Source organism: Halopseudomonas nanhaiensis, assembly GCF_020025155.1.
Lineage (GTDB): Bacteria > Pseudomonadota > Gammaproteobacteria > Pseudomonadales > Pseudomonadaceae > Halopseudomonas > Halopseudomonas nanhaiensis.
On record NZ_CP073751.1, the window covers coordinates 3,607,768 to 3,621,499 of the forward strand.

A 13,732-nucleotide genomic window follows, 5' to 3' on the forward strand; every position below is an offset into this window, starting at 1 on the left:
TCACAGCTGCGCGAGGAGATCGCGCAGTTGCTCGAGATTGAACGGCTTGGCCAGCGTCAGCAGATCCCCACCCGACCCCTCTCCATAACCGGTAATCAACGCAATTCTGGTTTCCGGCCAGCGCGCGCGGACCTTGTCGGCCAGCTGCTCACCGGACATGCCGGGCAACCCGACGTCCGTCAACAGCGCGCTGAACCGGCGCTCGGCAAGCGCCTCGAGCGCGTCCTCCGCGGAGGCTACGGCCATGACGTCGTGCCCGAGCATTATCAGTAGCTCGCGCGTCATTTCCAGCAGATCCTGCTGGTCTTCCACCAGCAGAATGTCGTGAACCTGTCCCACCATGCCGGGCTGCGGCTCACAGAGAATGGAAGGCATCGCCTGGCTTTGCGCGCGGTTGGCCAACAGATGACGCAGCTTGCGTGCCAGATCGACCAGCCGGTAGGGTTTGCTGATCAGCTCCACTCCCGGATCGAGCTTGCCGCCATGGACGATGGCGTTCTGTGTATAGCCCGAGGTGAACAGCACGATCAGATCCGGCAGCAGCTGCTTGGCCTGGCGCGCCAGCTCCGGGCTGCGCAACGGGCCCGGCATGACCACGTCGGTGAACAGGACATCGATATGCAGGCCGCTCTGCAGGATGCTCAGTGCGCTCTGGGCATCACTGGCGCGCAGCACGTTGTAGCCTAGCCCTGTCAGCTGCTCGATCACCGCGGCCTGCACCGCGGGATCGTCTTCCACAACCAGAATGGTTTCGCTGCCGCCGACCACGGGGCCGGTAAGCGGGGTCACCGGCTCGATTTCCTCCTGCAGCGAACGCGGCAGATACAGCTTCACCGTCGTCCCGTTGCCAGGCTCGCTGTAAATGCGGATGTGACCGCCGCTCTGCTTGGCAAACCCATAAGCCATCGACAGGCCCAGCCCGGTCCCCTGCCCTTCGGGCTTGGTCGTGTAGAACGGCTCGAAAGCGTGCTCGACGGTCGTTGCGCTCATCCCGCAGCCGGTATCCGACACGGCGAGCAGCACGTACTGCCCCGGCGTCACGTCCGCCGTGCTGCGCGCATACTCATCGTCGAGCATGGCGTTGCTCAGCTCAAGGGTCAGCTGGCCGCCATCGCGCATCGCATCGCGCGCATTGATGGCAAGATTCAGAACAACGTTTTCCAGCTGATGCGGGTCGACCAGCGTGGTCCACAACCCACCGGCGACGACCGTCTCGATCTGAATGTCTTCGCCCAGCGCACGGCGCAGCAGATCGTCCATGCCGCGCAGCTGGCGCGCCAGATTCAGGGGCGACGGTTGCAGTGGCTGGCGCCGGGCGAAGGCGAGCAACTGCGAGGACAGCTTGGCACCGCGCTCCACTGCAGATGCTGCGGCCTCCAGGCGCCGTGACAGGTGCGGCTGGCCGGCCACCCCATCACGCATCAGCTGAAGGTTCGCGCCGATGATCTGCAACACGTTGTTGAAGTCGTGGGCGACGCCGCCGGTCAGCTTGCCGATCGCCTCGAGTTTCTGTGCCTGGTGCAGGGCCAGCTGGCTGCGTTCGAGCTCGCGGGTACGCTCCTCGACCAGCGCCTCGAGGTGTTCTTCGGAGCGCTTGAGCTGTTCCTGCATGAGCTTCTGCGCGGTAACGTCGTTGCCCTGGCAGAAGATGCCCGAAGGCAGGCCATGCTCGGACAGCACCGGCTGGAAAACGAAATCCACGTAGCGCAGCTCCGGCGCGGCGCTGGGCGAGCGGTGGATGAATACGGGCAGCCCCCGCCCCACAAAGGGCCGACGGGTGGTGTATACGCGGTCCAGCAGTTCGCTGAGCGTTTCGCCTTCCATCTGCGGGAAGGCTTCGCTGGCCTGCAGGCCGATAACGTCGCGGCGCCCCACCAGCTGATGGAAGGCCCGGTTGGCGAGTTCCACCATGTGGCGGGGGCCCTGCGTCACGGCAACGAAGCCCGGCGCCTGATGAAAGAGTTGGTACAGGTGCTGATGCTCGGCATGCATCAGCGCCTCGCTGGCGGCGCGCTGGGCGAGCGCGGCGGACACGTCGCGGATCATCAGCGAGACGCCCAGCGGCATGCCATCGGCATCGCGCACGCTGGAACAATGAATCTCCAGTGCCATGTCGCGTTCGCCAAGCTGACAGCTCCGCTCGACCACCATCGATCGGCCTCGACGGGCCAGTTCCTCGGGGACGGCTTCCAGCTCATCGCTCCAGAACGGCATCTGTCTGACGCTGCGCCCTACTGCCGAACGGGCATCCATCGCGAAGAGCTCTTCGGCTCCGGAACTCCAGAAGAGAACCTGATAGGTCAGGTCGATACCGATGATCGCGTCCTGGGCGAAATCGATGAAATTCGCCAGGTAATGATCGGCTATATTTGCGCGGCCGGGGTCCGTGCCGGACAGGCGCAGCTGCAGGCTGGCGTTGGCTCGATCGAGGGTGGTGCGAAAGCGCGCACGGCGGCTGACGGCGGCGGCGGCCTCGACCAATACTGGTCCGAGCGTCGCCGGGTTGGTGTCGACAATGGACCAGTAGGACCCCAGCATCGGCGCCAGCCCGAGGCTGCGGCGAAAGGCTTCGGTTTCCGTGGCCGGTTGCAGAAACAGAATCTCGCACCGGGGCCAGTGCGCACGGGCGCGCCGGGCCAGGCTTGACGGACGGCGAATCAGTTGAGGAAAAATCAGTACGGCTGGCTCGTCATCGCTCGCGTCGGGCGCATCGAGGCGCAGCCCGAAATCGTGCGCATCACATAGCGTCAGCGGCAGCTCCAGCGAGCCTATCAGTTCCTGCAGGGCCCTGACGTCGGCGGCGTCAGCAGCGTCCTCGGGATGAATGAGTAGGATGCGTTGACTCTTCATGGTTATAACAACGGCAGGCCGAGCAGGCTGCGACCAGTCCAGATTTTCAGCAGGTCAGTGGTCGGCGCCATGACATGACTGGCCCGGGCATCGCGTAGCATCTGTGCCACGCGACTATTGTCCCGGTAGGCGGTGCCGCCGCACAGGGTCATCGCCTCGTTGGCCAGCTGCACTGCCGTCTCGCCTGCAGCCGTCTTGCAGGCGAGTACATGGGGCAGCGCCTCCGGGTGCCCGGCGTCGCCCATCCTGGCCGCCTCGCGCACCAGTGCGCGGGTACGCGCCAGACTGGTCCACATATCGGCGAAGCGGACCTGGAGTGTTTCGATGTGCCGTAGCGACTCACCCGAATGCTCGTAACGGCGCGCGCGCAGATGCTCGCCGGCCGTGTCGAGTGCCGACTGAGCCACGCCCAGATAGCTTCCTGCCATTGCCATCAGGAAATACGGCGCCACCACCTCGAAGACGTACCACACCTGATCGCCTGACTCGCCAAGCAGATTGGCCTTGGGTACGCAGACGTTCTCCAGGTGCAACGGGCGCGACGAGTTGCCCCGCATGCCGAAGCCATTCCAGGCATCGCCCCAGCGGACTCCGGACGCCTGGGCATCGACAATCACGCAGCTGAAGTCACCGTTGTCTGCCTTGTCGCTGGCGACGGTCGACACCACGTAGGAATCGGCGTGGCCGCCGCTTGTGACGAACTGCTTGGTACCGTTGAGCCGATAGGTATCACCCGCATCGTCGAGCGTCGTCTCGGGCAGATAGAAATGTGAGCCGGTACCGCGCTCGGACAGCGCAAGCGTGGTCACATGCTCGCCCCGGGCAATCGCGCGTAGGTAGTGTTCCTGCTGGTGCGAGGTAGCCTTGGCGGCGATGACCGCAGTTCCCACACAATGCATGCCGAAACACAGCGCCGAGGAGGGGCAGGCCTTGCCCAGCGCTTCGGTGATGACACTCAGCGCCAGCATGCCCTGGCCATGACCACCCTGCGCCTGGGGTACCTGCAGGCCCAGCAGACCGGCTTCGGCAAGGGCCTGCATCGACTCTGCGGGCCAGACGCCGTTGCGATCGATACGCTCGGCGTGCGGGGCGACCGTCTCCGCGACGATGGTTTCTGTCAGGCTGCGCAAGGCGTTTAGCTTGGGCGTCAGATTGGGCATGTACGGTTTCCGCGGGTGAAGGTGACTGAGCCCCCGCGCGCAGCAGCGTCGGACAGACCAGCGAACGATCGCGACAGGTTAGCCAAGCGCGGCGCAATGCGCCAGATTTAACGAATGCATCACTCTGCTGCTTTGCGTCTCGCAACCTCAGCCACCATAATGTCCCGCGGCGCGGCGACGGTCCCGGACGACGTCGCCACTCCTGTACCGACAGAGCGAGTCGATTGTCATGCACGTGGAAACAGGCGAAGAGGTAACCATCTTCGAGAAGATCGCAGCGGTACCGCGGATTCTTGAGGTGATCTGTCGAACCACCGGCATGGGCTTCGTCACGGTAGCGCGGGTGACGGAGAACCGCTGGGTGGCCTGCCAGGTGCTCGACACCATTCACTTCGGCTTGAAGGCCGGCGAAGAACTCGACATCACTACGACCCTCTGCCAGCAGGTGCGCCAATGCAGCGAGCCTGTGGTGATCGAGAACGTTGAGACGGACCCGGTCTACGCGGAACATGCGACACCGGCGATGTACGGCTTTCAGAGCTACGTGTCGATGCCGATCAGGCTGGGGGACGGCAGCTTTTTCGGCACGCTCTGCGCCATACACCCCCATCCGGTTCGCCTCAAGACGCCAGAAACACTGGGCATGTTGGAGTTGTTCGCCGAGCTGATCGGGCTACACCTGGACAACCACCTCAAGCTGATCGAGAGCGAGGCCAGCTTGAGCGACGAGCGCAGCACCGCGAAACTGCGCGAAGAGTTCATTGCCGTGCTCGGCCATGACCTGCGCAATCCACTGGCTTCGATCAAGGCGGGTACTGCCTCCATCCTTCGTTCGGCCGAGGACGCTCGCACATCGAATATCGCCCAGCTGATGTTGAACAGCATCGGTCGGATGGAAAGCATGATCAGCAACGTGCTGGACTTCGCCCGGGGCCGGCTGGGAAGCGGACTGGCTGTCGAGCCCCAGAGTCGCGAGCTGCAGCCGACGGTGATGCAGGTGGTCGAAGAACTGCGCACTGCGGCGCCGGTACATCGGATCGAGACCGATATTCAGGTGCACCGCCCGGTGCGGTGTGACCACTACAAGCTCGCCCAGGTGCTATCCAATCTGGTCGGCAACGCAGTCGCTCACGGTAACGACGCCGAGCCGATTCGGATCGTCGCCGCGCTAGAGGGTAATGAACTGGCCATCAGTGTCAGCAATGCCGGCGAACCCGTACCCGAAGCCGTAAAGAAGCAGCTGTTCGAGCCCTTTTACCGGCGCAAGAGTGGCACCAGCCTGCAGGGTCTGGGGCTTGGCCTGTACATCTCGGCAGAAATTGCCCGCGCCCACGGCGGAACGCTGGACGTAGTGTCCGATGAGACGCTGACCACCTTCACGCTGCGCCTGCCCAACGCCTGAAGCCGCAACCGGCTGGCGCCCGGATCAGGCCTCTACTGATGCGTCCACCGGGGCGCCAAGCACCGCGTCCAGAAGACCCGGGAAGCGCCGGTCGATCTCTTCCCTGCGCAACGCGTTCATATGCGTGGTGCCCACCCCCTGGGTTCGCACCAACCCTGCGTCACGCAATACGCGAAAATGATGCGACATGCTGGACTTGGGGCGTCCACCATCCAGATCGCCACAGCTCGCCTCCGCAACCGTTGCCAAACGCCGGACGATATCCAGCCGCACAGGATCGCTCAGCGCGTAGAGTACGCGCTCGAGACTGAACTGATCGGCAGATGGGTGCTTGAAGGGACGCATGGCTCGAATGATACACAGCGATTTGCTTCCGAGCCATAGTACGAATATTATCGAACTTACAAATAATCCAGATCACAGGAAGCTTTCATGTCCGCACTATTCCAACCCTTTCAATTAAAGGACACCGTTCTGCGCAACCGGATCGCCGTGCCGCCAATGTGTCAGTACTCGGCAGTCGATGGCCTGATCAATGACTGGCACCTGGCTCATCTCACGTCGCTCGCCCGCGGCGGCGCCGGCCTGGTCATTGTCGAGGCCACCGCCGTGTCACCCGAAGGCCGGATCACACCCGGCGATGCCGGCATATGGAACGATCAGCTGGCTCAGGCGTTCGTTCCCGCAGTCAGGGCAATCAAGGCCGCCGGCGCAGTGCCGGGAATCCAGATCGCCCATGCTGGCCGCAAGGCCAGTGCCAATCGTCCCTGGGAAGGTGATGATCACATCGCCAACGATGACTCACGCGGCTGGCAGACCATCGCTCCCTCGGCCATTCCGTTCGGAGCGCACCTGAACAAGACACCCGAAGCAATGAGCAAGGATGACATCCGCCGCGTGCAGGAAGATTTTGTCGCCGCTGCCCGGCGTGCACTCGACGCCGGATTCGAATGGCTGGAGTTGCACTTCGCACACGGGTATCTGGGACAGAGCTTCTTCTCCGAGCACTCCAATCAGCGTAGCGATGAATATGGTGGCAGTGCGGAAAACCGCGGCCGCTTTCTGATGGAGACCTTTGCCGCCGTGCGCGAGGTGTGGCCAGCCCACCTACCCTTGACCGCACGGTTTGGTGTTATCGAGTTCGACGGTCGTGACGAACAGACCATGACCGACTCGATTGACCTGGTGAAGCGCATGAAGGCCGGCGGGCTCGACATGCTCAGCGTAAGCATCGGCTTTTCCACACCGGCAGCGCAGATCCCCTGGGCGCCTGCATTCATGGGGCCGATCGCCAGGCGAGTGCGCGACGAAGCAGGCCTGCCGGTCTCATCTGCCTGGGGATTCGGAGAACCGCATGTCGCGGAAAAAGCGGTGCAGGACGGCCAGCTGGATCTGGTCATGGTCGGCAAGGCACACCTGGCAAACCCACACTGGGCCTACCATGCCGCGCGCGAATTGAAACTCGATCGTGCCTCCTGGACCCTCCCCGCGCCCTACGCCCACTGGCTGGAACGCTACTGAGCCTAATACGCCCGGCCTCCGCGCCGGGCGTAGCACCCCGCTACAGCCGTTAACCCTGTAACAACGCCCTCACCCGTTCGTGCAATCTACACGGCCTCAGAATCCCTTCCATGCAAAGTGCACGATGGCGCATGACCTCACCAAATTTAAATAACTGATTTAGAAGAAGAAATTTATAGATACTCCCTGGCACGGCCATTGCACCAGTTACTGTCCGCGCGGCTCAACAGCCGCCACGTGATAAAAACGGCAAAGGGAGGTTCAGATGAAGGGTCGCACTGTTCACTACACTTGGATGGCACTGTCACTGGCTGCTATCGGCATGCTCTCCATTCAGAACAACGCGCCGGCTCAGGCCTCCGAACCGCAATCCGCCGTCACGTACAGCATCGAGCGCTATGCCACCCACAGTATCAAGCCGGTGTCCCTGCCTGTGGTAAGTCACGTCAATCAGGCGGCCCCACAGTCGCAGCGCCAGCAAACCTGGACGTTCTGACCGTCTCGCGAGAAATAGTTCTCACCGTCTGTCGCCAACCGGCATGCAGATGTGAGATTCAGCTTCCGGACTGCACACTGTACATGCCCGTCCTCCACCCCTGAGCCCTTCCGCTTGATCCCGTCCGTTACCCGTCCGCCGCTCACCCGTCGCCTATCCTGACACCCACCGAGCGCGCGTCCCGACAGTCCCTAGCAAAAACCAAACTCGTCTCGGCCATGCGCCACTGCATTAGCGGCAGCGTCGCGCCTGGCGGCACACCAACTGGCTGAACGCACTGCAACGCGCATCCTCTCCCGTACAACCCGACGGATCGATCAATGAGCCGTGCGAATGACCATGGCGTCTCGCTTTGAAGCCATGCTACAGAATTGCTTCGTGCAGATTACCTGAGCAAAAAGGGAGCTTCGTGCAAATTGCATGAACAGCGGAACGAGGGAAATTTTCATGCCGTTGATTTTCTTGGCATTTTTCTTGAGCAGCGTCTGGCACGGCTGTTGCACTCTCTATTAGCCGCAAGGCGCGTTGCGTCTAGCTTGAGACTGGCTTAGCCCAAGGAGGTTCAGAATGAAGGCGAATACTGTGCACTACACATGGATGGCATTTTCGCTGGCCGCGATTGTCATGCTTGGACTGCAGCATTCGACCAACGCTTCGTCTGAACAACAGGCAGCCCCGGGTTACGCGTTCGAGCACAACCTTGATCAGAACATTACCCCGGTCTCCCTGCCGGTCGTCACGCGGCAGGTCAGTCAGCTTGATGCCCAGGCACAACAGCGTCCGACGTTCACGTTCTAAGCCTTAATTCGCTATCCCCATCATCCATGATTCGAGCCCTTTCCGGGCCGTCTGTCGATAATCTCGAACTCCCTCTGTGCGAGCCCCGTCTACCCAAGCGGGTGCGAGCCGGCCTGCCCGCTCGTGCGAACGTACTCGGTTCATGGGAGTCGCTCAATGAATTCAGATGATTTTTCACCTTCACGCCGGACCATCCTGCATGGGGCGGCCGCAACGCTGGCTGCCGGTATGGTCGCGCCGGCCTTCGCGCAAACGTCGGCCGGCTCGTCAGCCGCTGCTGGTTCAGCGTCAACGAAAGCTCCGCAGCCCATGCGCAACCCGCAGAAGATGTATGCGCAGCCGCCTTTCGATCCGGAACGCCAGCCCTGGCCAGGGCTGGCTCAGAAAATGGATCCACGTCCTGACCACGGCGAAGAAAGCTATCAGGGCAGCGGACGGTTGCAGGGTCGCAAGGCATTGATTACCGGCGGCGACTCGGGCATCGGCCGGGCGGCGGCGATCGCCTATGCGCGGGAAGGCGCAGATGTCGCCTTCGGTTATCTGGAGGACGAGGAGCCGGACGCACAGGACGTGATCAAGCTGATCGAGGACGCCGGACGCAAGGCGGTTGCACTTCCAGGCGACATCCGCGATGAAAAGTTCTGTCAGGAAATGATCAAGCGCGCCGTGGAGGAACTTGGCGGGCTGGACATTCTGGTGATCAACGCGGCGCGGCAACAAAGCAACGATTCGATCATGGACATCAGCACCGACCAGTTCGACTGGACGGTCAAGACCAACCTCTACGCCATGTTCTGGTTGAGCAAGGCGGCCATCCCGCACCTTCCGGAGGGCAGCTCGATCATCAATACGTCCTCGGTGGTCGCCTATGATCCACCGGAAAATCTGCTCGATTACTCGATGACCAAGGCCGCTATCGTCAACTTCACCAAGTGCCTGGCCAAGCAGATGATTGGAAAAGGCATTCGGGTCAACACAGTGGCGCCGGGGCCCTTCTGGACGCCCTTGCAGGTCAGCGGTGGCCAGACCATGGACAATCTCAAGACCTTCGGTGAACAGACCCCCCTCGGCCGACCCGGTCAGCCCGTGGAGATCGCACCGCTCTACGTACAACTGGCGTCCACCGAAGCCAGCTATGTCACCGGCGAGATGTTTGCCGCCTCCGGCGGGATGCTGCCTTACTAACCCTCTCCGGGACTGCCGGCCGGCCGGCCTTGCCGCAGCAAAGCCGACCGGCGAACTCCTCTTCGCCTGTTGTAATCACGGCCCGTCGGGCGGCCTGTCCGACGGCGCGTTATGCCAGTACAATACGCGCCCCGCCAACGCCCGGCGCCTCATTCTCCGCCTGCAGGATTCCGTCTTGATCTCTACCGCCAATATCACCATGCAGTTCGGCGCCAAGCCGCTGTTCGAAAACGTCTCCGTCAAATTCGGCAATGGCAACCGCTACGGCCTGATCGGCGCCAACGGCTGCGGCAAGTCGACCTACATGAAGATCCTCGGCGGCGAGCTGGAGCCCTCGGGCGGCCAGGTGATGATCGAGCAGAACGTGCGCTTGGGTAAGCTGCGCCAGAACCAGTTCGCCTATGAAGACTTCAGCGTCATCGACACCGTCATCATGGGTCACGAGGAGCTATGGAAGGTCAAGGCCGAGCGCGACCGGATCTATTCGCTGGCCGAGATGAGCGAAGAGGACGGCATGGCCGTGGCCGAGCTGGAAACCGAATTCGCCGAGATGGACGGTTACACGGCTGAATCGCGCGCCGGCGAGCTGCTGCTCGGCCTGGGCATTCCCCTGGAGCAGCACTTCGGACCGATGAGCGAAGTCGCGCCCGGCTGGAAGCTACGCGTGTTACTGGCGCAGGCGCTGTTCTCCGATCCGGACGTTCTGTTGCTGGACGAGCCGACCAACCACCTGGATATCAATACGATTCGCTGGCTGGAAGACGTGCTCAAGGCGCGTACCAGCACGATGATCATCATTTCCCACGATCGTCACTTCCTCAACAGCGTATGCACGCACATGGCCGACCTGGACTACGGCGAACTGCGCCTGTTCCCGGGCAACTACGACGAATACATGACCGCCGCCACCCAGGCGCGCGAGCGGTTGCTGTCGGACAATGCCAAGAAAAAGGCACAGATCGCCGAACTGCAGACCTTCGTCAGCCGTTTCTCGGCCAACGCCTCCAAGGCCAAGCAGGCCACCAGCCGCGCCAAGCAGATCGACAAGATCCAGCTCGACGAGGTCAAGCCGTCGAGCCGCGTCAGCCCCTTCATCCGCTTCGACCAGCACAAGAAGCTGCACCGTCAGGCGGTGACGCTGGATCGCGTCAGTCAGGGTTATGACGGCGAGGTGCTGTTCAAGAATCTCAGCCTGCAGATCGAAGCCGGCGAACGCGTGGCGATCATCGGGCCGAACGGCATCGGCAAGACTACTCTGCTCCGTACATTGGTCGGTGAGATGCCGCCGCTGTCCGGCGAAGTGAAGTGGACGGAAAGCGCTGACGTGAGCTACTTCGCTCAGGATCACGCCGAAGACTTCAAGGACGACTGCACGCTGTTCGACTGGATGGCGCAATGGACGCAGGGCGGCGAGCAGCTGGTGCGCGGTACCCTTGGGCGCATGCTGTTCTCCAACGATGAAATTCTGAAGTCGGTGAAGGTGATTTCCGGTGGCGAGCAGGGCCGTATGCTGTTCGGCAAGCTGATCCTGAAGAAGGCCAACGTGATGGTCATGGACGAGCCGACCAACCACCTGGACATGGAATCGATCGAGGCGCTGAACCTGGCGCTGGACAACTATCCCGGCACGCTGATCTTCGTCAGCCATGACCGGGAATTCGTCAGCTCGCTGGCCACGCGTATCATCGAACTGTCCGCCGATGGTGTGACCGACTTCAGCGGTAGCTACGATGACTACCTGCGCAGCCTCGGCGTGGCCGTTTGATCACACCAGCCAGGGGCGTATGAAGCGGCCCAGGTAACGCCCGCCCAGCACCAGCCAGTCGATCCAGAACAGCTGGTGCAGGGCAACGATCAGCCAGCACGTCACCTGATAGGACGCCTTGCGCGTCTTGTGCCTGAGCAGTTGCTGGGCTACCAGGGCGCCCGGCCAGCCTCCCGCGAGCTCGGCCAGATGCAAGGTACTCTCCGGCGTGCGCCAGGCCCCCTTCATGGCTTTCTGCTTGTCCGACCAGTACATCAGAAAAGTCAGCAGGCTGATCACCAGGTAGCCCGCCAGCGGCCACTGCCGAGCAGCAGCACCTGTACTGTGCCGGCGATGGGCAGTGCCAGGAGCATGATCAGCAAGATCAGCTTCGCCGGAAGGTTTCGTACCGATCCGGCCGCAGCCGCTCGCGGCTGTCGTCTAGCGGCCGGTTTGCGCGGCGGCGCCGCCTTTCCTTGCAGCTTCTCGGCACGTGGCTTGCGACGGATTGCCGGGCGGTCGACGGCCAGCGCTTCGCTGCGCATATGTTCGGCGCGCAACCGTCCCTGAGCGTCTCGTCCGGGGATGTACAGCACCGCATCGCCGGTAACCGGCCGGGCATCACCGCGCATGGCCGAGATATGCACGAAGACCCGTTCACCGCCCGCGTCCGGCTCGATAAACCCGAAGCCCTTCTGATCATTCCAACTGGTCAATACGCCACGCAGTTCCATCACCTGTCCCTGTGATCCTAAAGAACGGCATTCTCCGTCAGCCCGCCGTGCCTGCCAAGCCGGGCCGCGATGGAGCTTGAACAAACCCTGCTCGAGAGTGTCTGTAATCGGCAACGCCCAAGCAAAAGAAGACCGACCGGTGAACACTATGAACAAGCCCTTAATGACCGAAGAACAGCTCCTTGCGCAGCCTGCCGATGCGTACATGAACGAGGAGCAGCAAGCGTTTTTCCGCGATCTGCTGACCCGCGAGCGCGAGGCCCTGCGCCAGCGTATCGACGAAGAGTTTCAGTCCCTGCGCGAAACCGAAAACATCCCTGGCGATGCGGCGGATGTCGGCAGCGCCGAAGAGCACCGTCAGTGGCAACTGCGCATGCTCGAGCGGGAAAAGAAGCTGCTGGACAAGATCGATGAGGCGCTGGACCGCCTGGCGCAGGGCGAATACGGGTATTGCGACGAGACCGGTGAGCCGATCGGCCTGCGTCGCCTGCTGCTGCGCCCCACGGCAACGCTTTCGATCGAGGCCAAGGAGCGCCAGGAACAAATGGAGCGCCACGTCGGCGAAACCTGAGCACGCCTTGTCATAAGCCCGTCATGCCCGGCAGGCCAAGATGTCCCCGTTCCGGACTCAACTCCAAACGGGGGTGCAACATGGCTTACGAGCTTGATACCGCATTTGACGACGAACAGGGCCCCAATAACGCCCGCCGTGCCAGACGGCGCGAGCAGGACCGGCAACGCATGGCGTACCGGCGAGCGATAGAAGACTACCGCGACAGCCAGGCGCTGCACGCGGCGGTCTGCGACTTTCCCGATCTGATCGACCTCCAGCACCGCGAGCCGCGCCCCGCCTAGCGGCTAGTCCGCCGCCGTTTGCCGGTGCTCGAAGCGCCTGGCAATCTGGCGGATCTGTGCGCGCTCTTCGCGAAGAAACCCGAGGAACGCCTCAGCGACCGGACTGAGTCGCTTGCCGCGGGCATGCACCGCGCACCAGCTCCGATAGAGCGGCAGCTCGGAGAAATCGAGCTGTACCAGCTCGCCGCTGCGCAGATGACTGGCCGCGGCGTGCGCGGTCACCATGGCGATGCCCAGCCCGGCCAGGGCGCCCTGCACCAGTGAATCCCCCGAACCCAGCTGTATGGTCTGCTGCAGATGTACGCGTTTGTTCTGCAGGAATTCTTCACAGGCCTTGCGCGTGCCCGAACCGGATTCGCGGTTGAGCACGACGTGTTCTTCCAGCACCTTGAGCGACAGACCGCCCTGCGCTGCCAACGGATGCGCGGCGTGAGCGACGGCTATGATCGGGTTGTCGAGGAACGGAAAGAACTCCAGGGCCCGATCCTCGGGCACCAGCGCCATCAGTGTCACGTCATCACGATTGTCCTGAAGCCGGCGGATCGCATCGGACCGGCGCATGACCTCCATGCAGAAGGTCACCTCGGGATGACGCTCGCGGAACGCCGCCAGCAGATGCGGCGTGAGGTACTGGATGCTGCTCACCACGCCAACCTTGAGCTCCCCGCGCAAGGTGCCCTGGAGCCGCGACAGACTCATGTCGAGGTTATCCAACCGCTCGAAGATGTCCTCGCTGGCCGCCAGCAGGCTGTGGGCCGCTTCGGTGAGGTACAGCTTGCGGCCGACATACTCGAACAACGGTTGGCCGAGCTGTTCCTCCAACTGACGGATCTGCTGACTGACGGCAGGCTGGGTCAGCGCCATCTCCTCTGCGGCACGACTGTAGGACTGGCTGGCACACACCGCACGAAAGACCTGCAGCTGGCGCAGCGTCATCCGAAGCAGAGATTTGCGCATGGTGTTCTATCCTCTGAACAGGAGCTCACG

General features: G+C 62.5%; 12 protein-coding genes and 2 pseudogenes. 8 read left to right on the forward strand and 6 right to left on the reverse strand.

The window, feature by feature from the left end; genetic code table 11:
• Both KEM63_RS16685 and KEM63_RS16690 read right to left on the reverse strand, forming a co-directional pair.
• Positions 1-2,850 (reverse strand): response regulator, encoded by a 2,850-nt coding sequence (locus KEM63_RS16685; RefSeq protein ID WP_223653675.1) that lies wholly within the window; start codon positions 2,848-2,850, stop codon positions 1-3.
• Positions 2,851-2,852: 2 nt separating this feature from the next.
• Complete coding sequence (locus KEM63_RS16690; RefSeq protein WP_223653677.1) at positions 2,853-4,010, reverse strand: acyl-CoA dehydrogenase family protein; 1,158 nt, start codon at positions 4,008-4,010, stop codon at positions 2,853-2,855.
• Between the two features lie 229 nt (positions 4,011-4,239).
• Here KEM63_RS16690 and KEM63_RS16695 point away from each other — a divergent pair, with 229 nt between their 5' ends.
• Positions 4,240-5,412 (forward strand): GAF domain-containing sensor histidine kinase, encoded by a 1,173-nt coding sequence (locus tag KEM63_RS16695; RefSeq protein WP_223653686.1) that lies wholly within the window; start codon positions 4,240-4,242, stop codon positions 5,410-5,412.
• Between the two features lie 24 nt (positions 5,413-5,436).
• Here the strand turns inward: KEM63_RS16695 and KEM63_RS16700 are convergent, their stop codons facing one another.
• A complete protein-coding gene (locus KEM63_RS16700) occupies positions 5,437-5,757 on the reverse strand; it encodes an ArsR/SmtB family transcription factor (protein WP_223653688.1) in 321 nt (106 codons plus the stop codon).
• A gap of 87 nt (positions 5,758-5,844) precedes the next feature.
• Between KEM63_RS16700 and KEM63_RS16705 the strand changes: the two genes are divergently transcribed.
• From KEM63_RS16705 to KEM63_RS16725, 5 genes are all read left to right on the forward strand, one after another.
• Positions 5,845-6,933: an NADH:flavin oxidoreductase/NADH oxidase gene (locus tag KEM63_RS16705; RefSeq protein ID WP_223653690.1), complete on the forward strand. Its 1,089-nt coding sequence runs from the start codon at positions 5,845-5,847 to the stop codon at positions 6,931-6,933.
• Between the two features lie 265 nt (positions 6,934-7,198).
• Positions 7,199-7,429, forward strand: a complete 231-nt coding sequence (locus KEM63_RS16710) for a hypothetical protein (protein ID WP_223653692.1) — start codon at positions 7,199-7,201, stop codon at positions 7,427-7,429.
• Between the two features lie 567 nt (positions 7,430-7,996).
• The gene (locus KEM63_RS16715) at positions 7,997-8,227 is read left to right on the forward strand and encodes a hypothetical protein (RefSeq protein WP_223653694.1); all 231 of its coding nucleotides are present in this window, start codon (positions 7,997-7,999) and stop codon (positions 8,225-8,227) included.
• Between the two features lie 156 nt (positions 8,228-8,383).
• Positions 8,384-9,412, forward strand: coding sequence for an SDR family oxidoreductase (locus KEM63_RS16720; RefSeq protein ID WP_279346813.1), 1,029 nt, complete (start codon positions 8,384-8,386; stop codon positions 9,410-9,412).
• 175 nt (positions 9,413-9,587) lie between these two features.
• Positions 9,588-11,177 carry an ABC-F family ATPase gene (locus tag KEM63_RS16725; RefSeq protein ID WP_223653695.1) on the forward strand — a complete coding sequence of 530 codons (1,590 nt, stop codon included), beginning with the start codon at positions 9,588-9,590 and terminating at the stop codon, positions 11,175-11,177.
• Here the strand turns inward: KEM63_RS16725 and KEM63_RS17045 are convergent.
• Together KEM63_RS17045 and KEM63_RS17050 are read right to left on the reverse strand one after the other, a co-directional pair.
• Positions 11,178-11,530: pseudogene (locus KEM63_RS17045) on the reverse strand (DUF1294 domain-containing protein).
• Between the two features lie 270 nt (positions 11,531-11,800).
• A pseudogene (locus tag KEM63_RS17050) lies at positions 11,801-12,097 on the reverse strand (cold shock domain-containing protein); the annotation flags it as partial.
• Here KEM63_RS17050 and dksA point away from each other — a divergent pair.
• Both dksA and KEM63_RS16740 read left to right on the forward strand, forming a co-directional pair.
• Positions 12,054-12,461, forward strand: a complete 408-nt coding sequence (dksA, locus tag KEM63_RS16735; protein WP_223655905.1) for an RNA polymerase-binding protein DksA — start codon at positions 12,054-12,056, stop codon at positions 12,459-12,461. The pseudogene KEM63_RS17050 and the gene dksA sit on opposite strands and share 44 nt — an antisense overlap.
• Before the next feature lie 80 nt (positions 12,462-12,541).
• Positions 12,542-12,745 (forward strand): PA3496 family putative envelope integrity protein, encoded by a 204-nt coding sequence (locus KEM63_RS16740; protein WP_223653696.1) that lies wholly within the window; start codon positions 12,542-12,544, stop codon positions 12,743-12,745.
• Positions 12,746-12,748: 3 nt separating this feature from the next.
• Here the strand turns inward: KEM63_RS16740 and KEM63_RS16745 are convergent, their stop codons facing one another.
• Positions 12,749-13,702 (reverse strand): LysR family transcriptional regulator, encoded by a 954-nt coding sequence (locus KEM63_RS16745; RefSeq protein WP_223653697.1) that lies wholly within the window; start codon positions 13,700-13,702, stop codon positions 12,749-12,751.
• Between the last annotated feature and the right edge of the window lie 30 nt (positions 13,703-13,732).

Bases quoted from the DNA above. Each gene is read 5' to 3' on its own strand.
- KEM63_RS16685 (WP_223653675.1), bottom strand. From the start codon at position 2,850: ATGAAGAGTCAACGCATCCTACTCATTCATCCCGAGGACGCTGCTGAC.
- KEM63_RS16690 (WP_223653677.1), bottom strand. From the start codon at position 4,010: ATGCCCAATCTGACGCCCAAGCTAAACGCCTTGCGCAGCCTGACAGAA.
- KEM63_RS16695 (WP_223653686.1), top strand. From the start codon at position 4,240: ATGCACGTGGAAACAGGCGAAGAGGTAACCATCTTCGAGAAGATCGCA.
- KEM63_RS16700 (WP_223653688.1), bottom strand. From the start codon at position 5,757: ATGCGTCCCTTCAAGCACCCATCTGCCGATCAGTTCAGTCTCGAGCGC.
- KEM63_RS16705 (WP_223653690.1), top strand. From the start codon at position 5,845: ATGTCCGCACTATTCCAACCCTTTCAATTAAAGGACACCGTTCTGCGC.
- KEM63_RS16710 (WP_223653692.1), top strand. From the start codon at position 7,199: ATGAAGGGTCGCACTGTTCACTACACTTGGATGGCACTGTCACTGGCT.
- KEM63_RS16715 (WP_223653694.1), top strand. From the start codon at position 7,997: ATGAAGGCGAATACTGTGCACTACACATGGATGGCATTTTCGCTGGCC.
- KEM63_RS16720 (WP_279346813.1), top strand. From the start codon at position 8,384: ATGAATTCAGATGATTTTTCACCTTCACGCCGGACCATCCTGCATGGG.
- dksA (WP_223655905.1), top strand. From the start codon at position 12,054: ATGACCGAAGAACAGCTCCTTGCGCAGCCTGCCGATGCGTACATGAAC.
- KEM63_RS16740 (WP_223653696.1), top strand. From the start codon at position 12,542: ATGGCTTACGAGCTTGATACCGCATTTGACGACGAACAGGGCCCCAAT.
- KEM63_RS16745 (WP_223653697.1), bottom strand. From the start codon at position 13,702: ATGCGCAAATCTCTGCTTCGGATGACGCTGCGCCAGCTGCAGGTCTTT.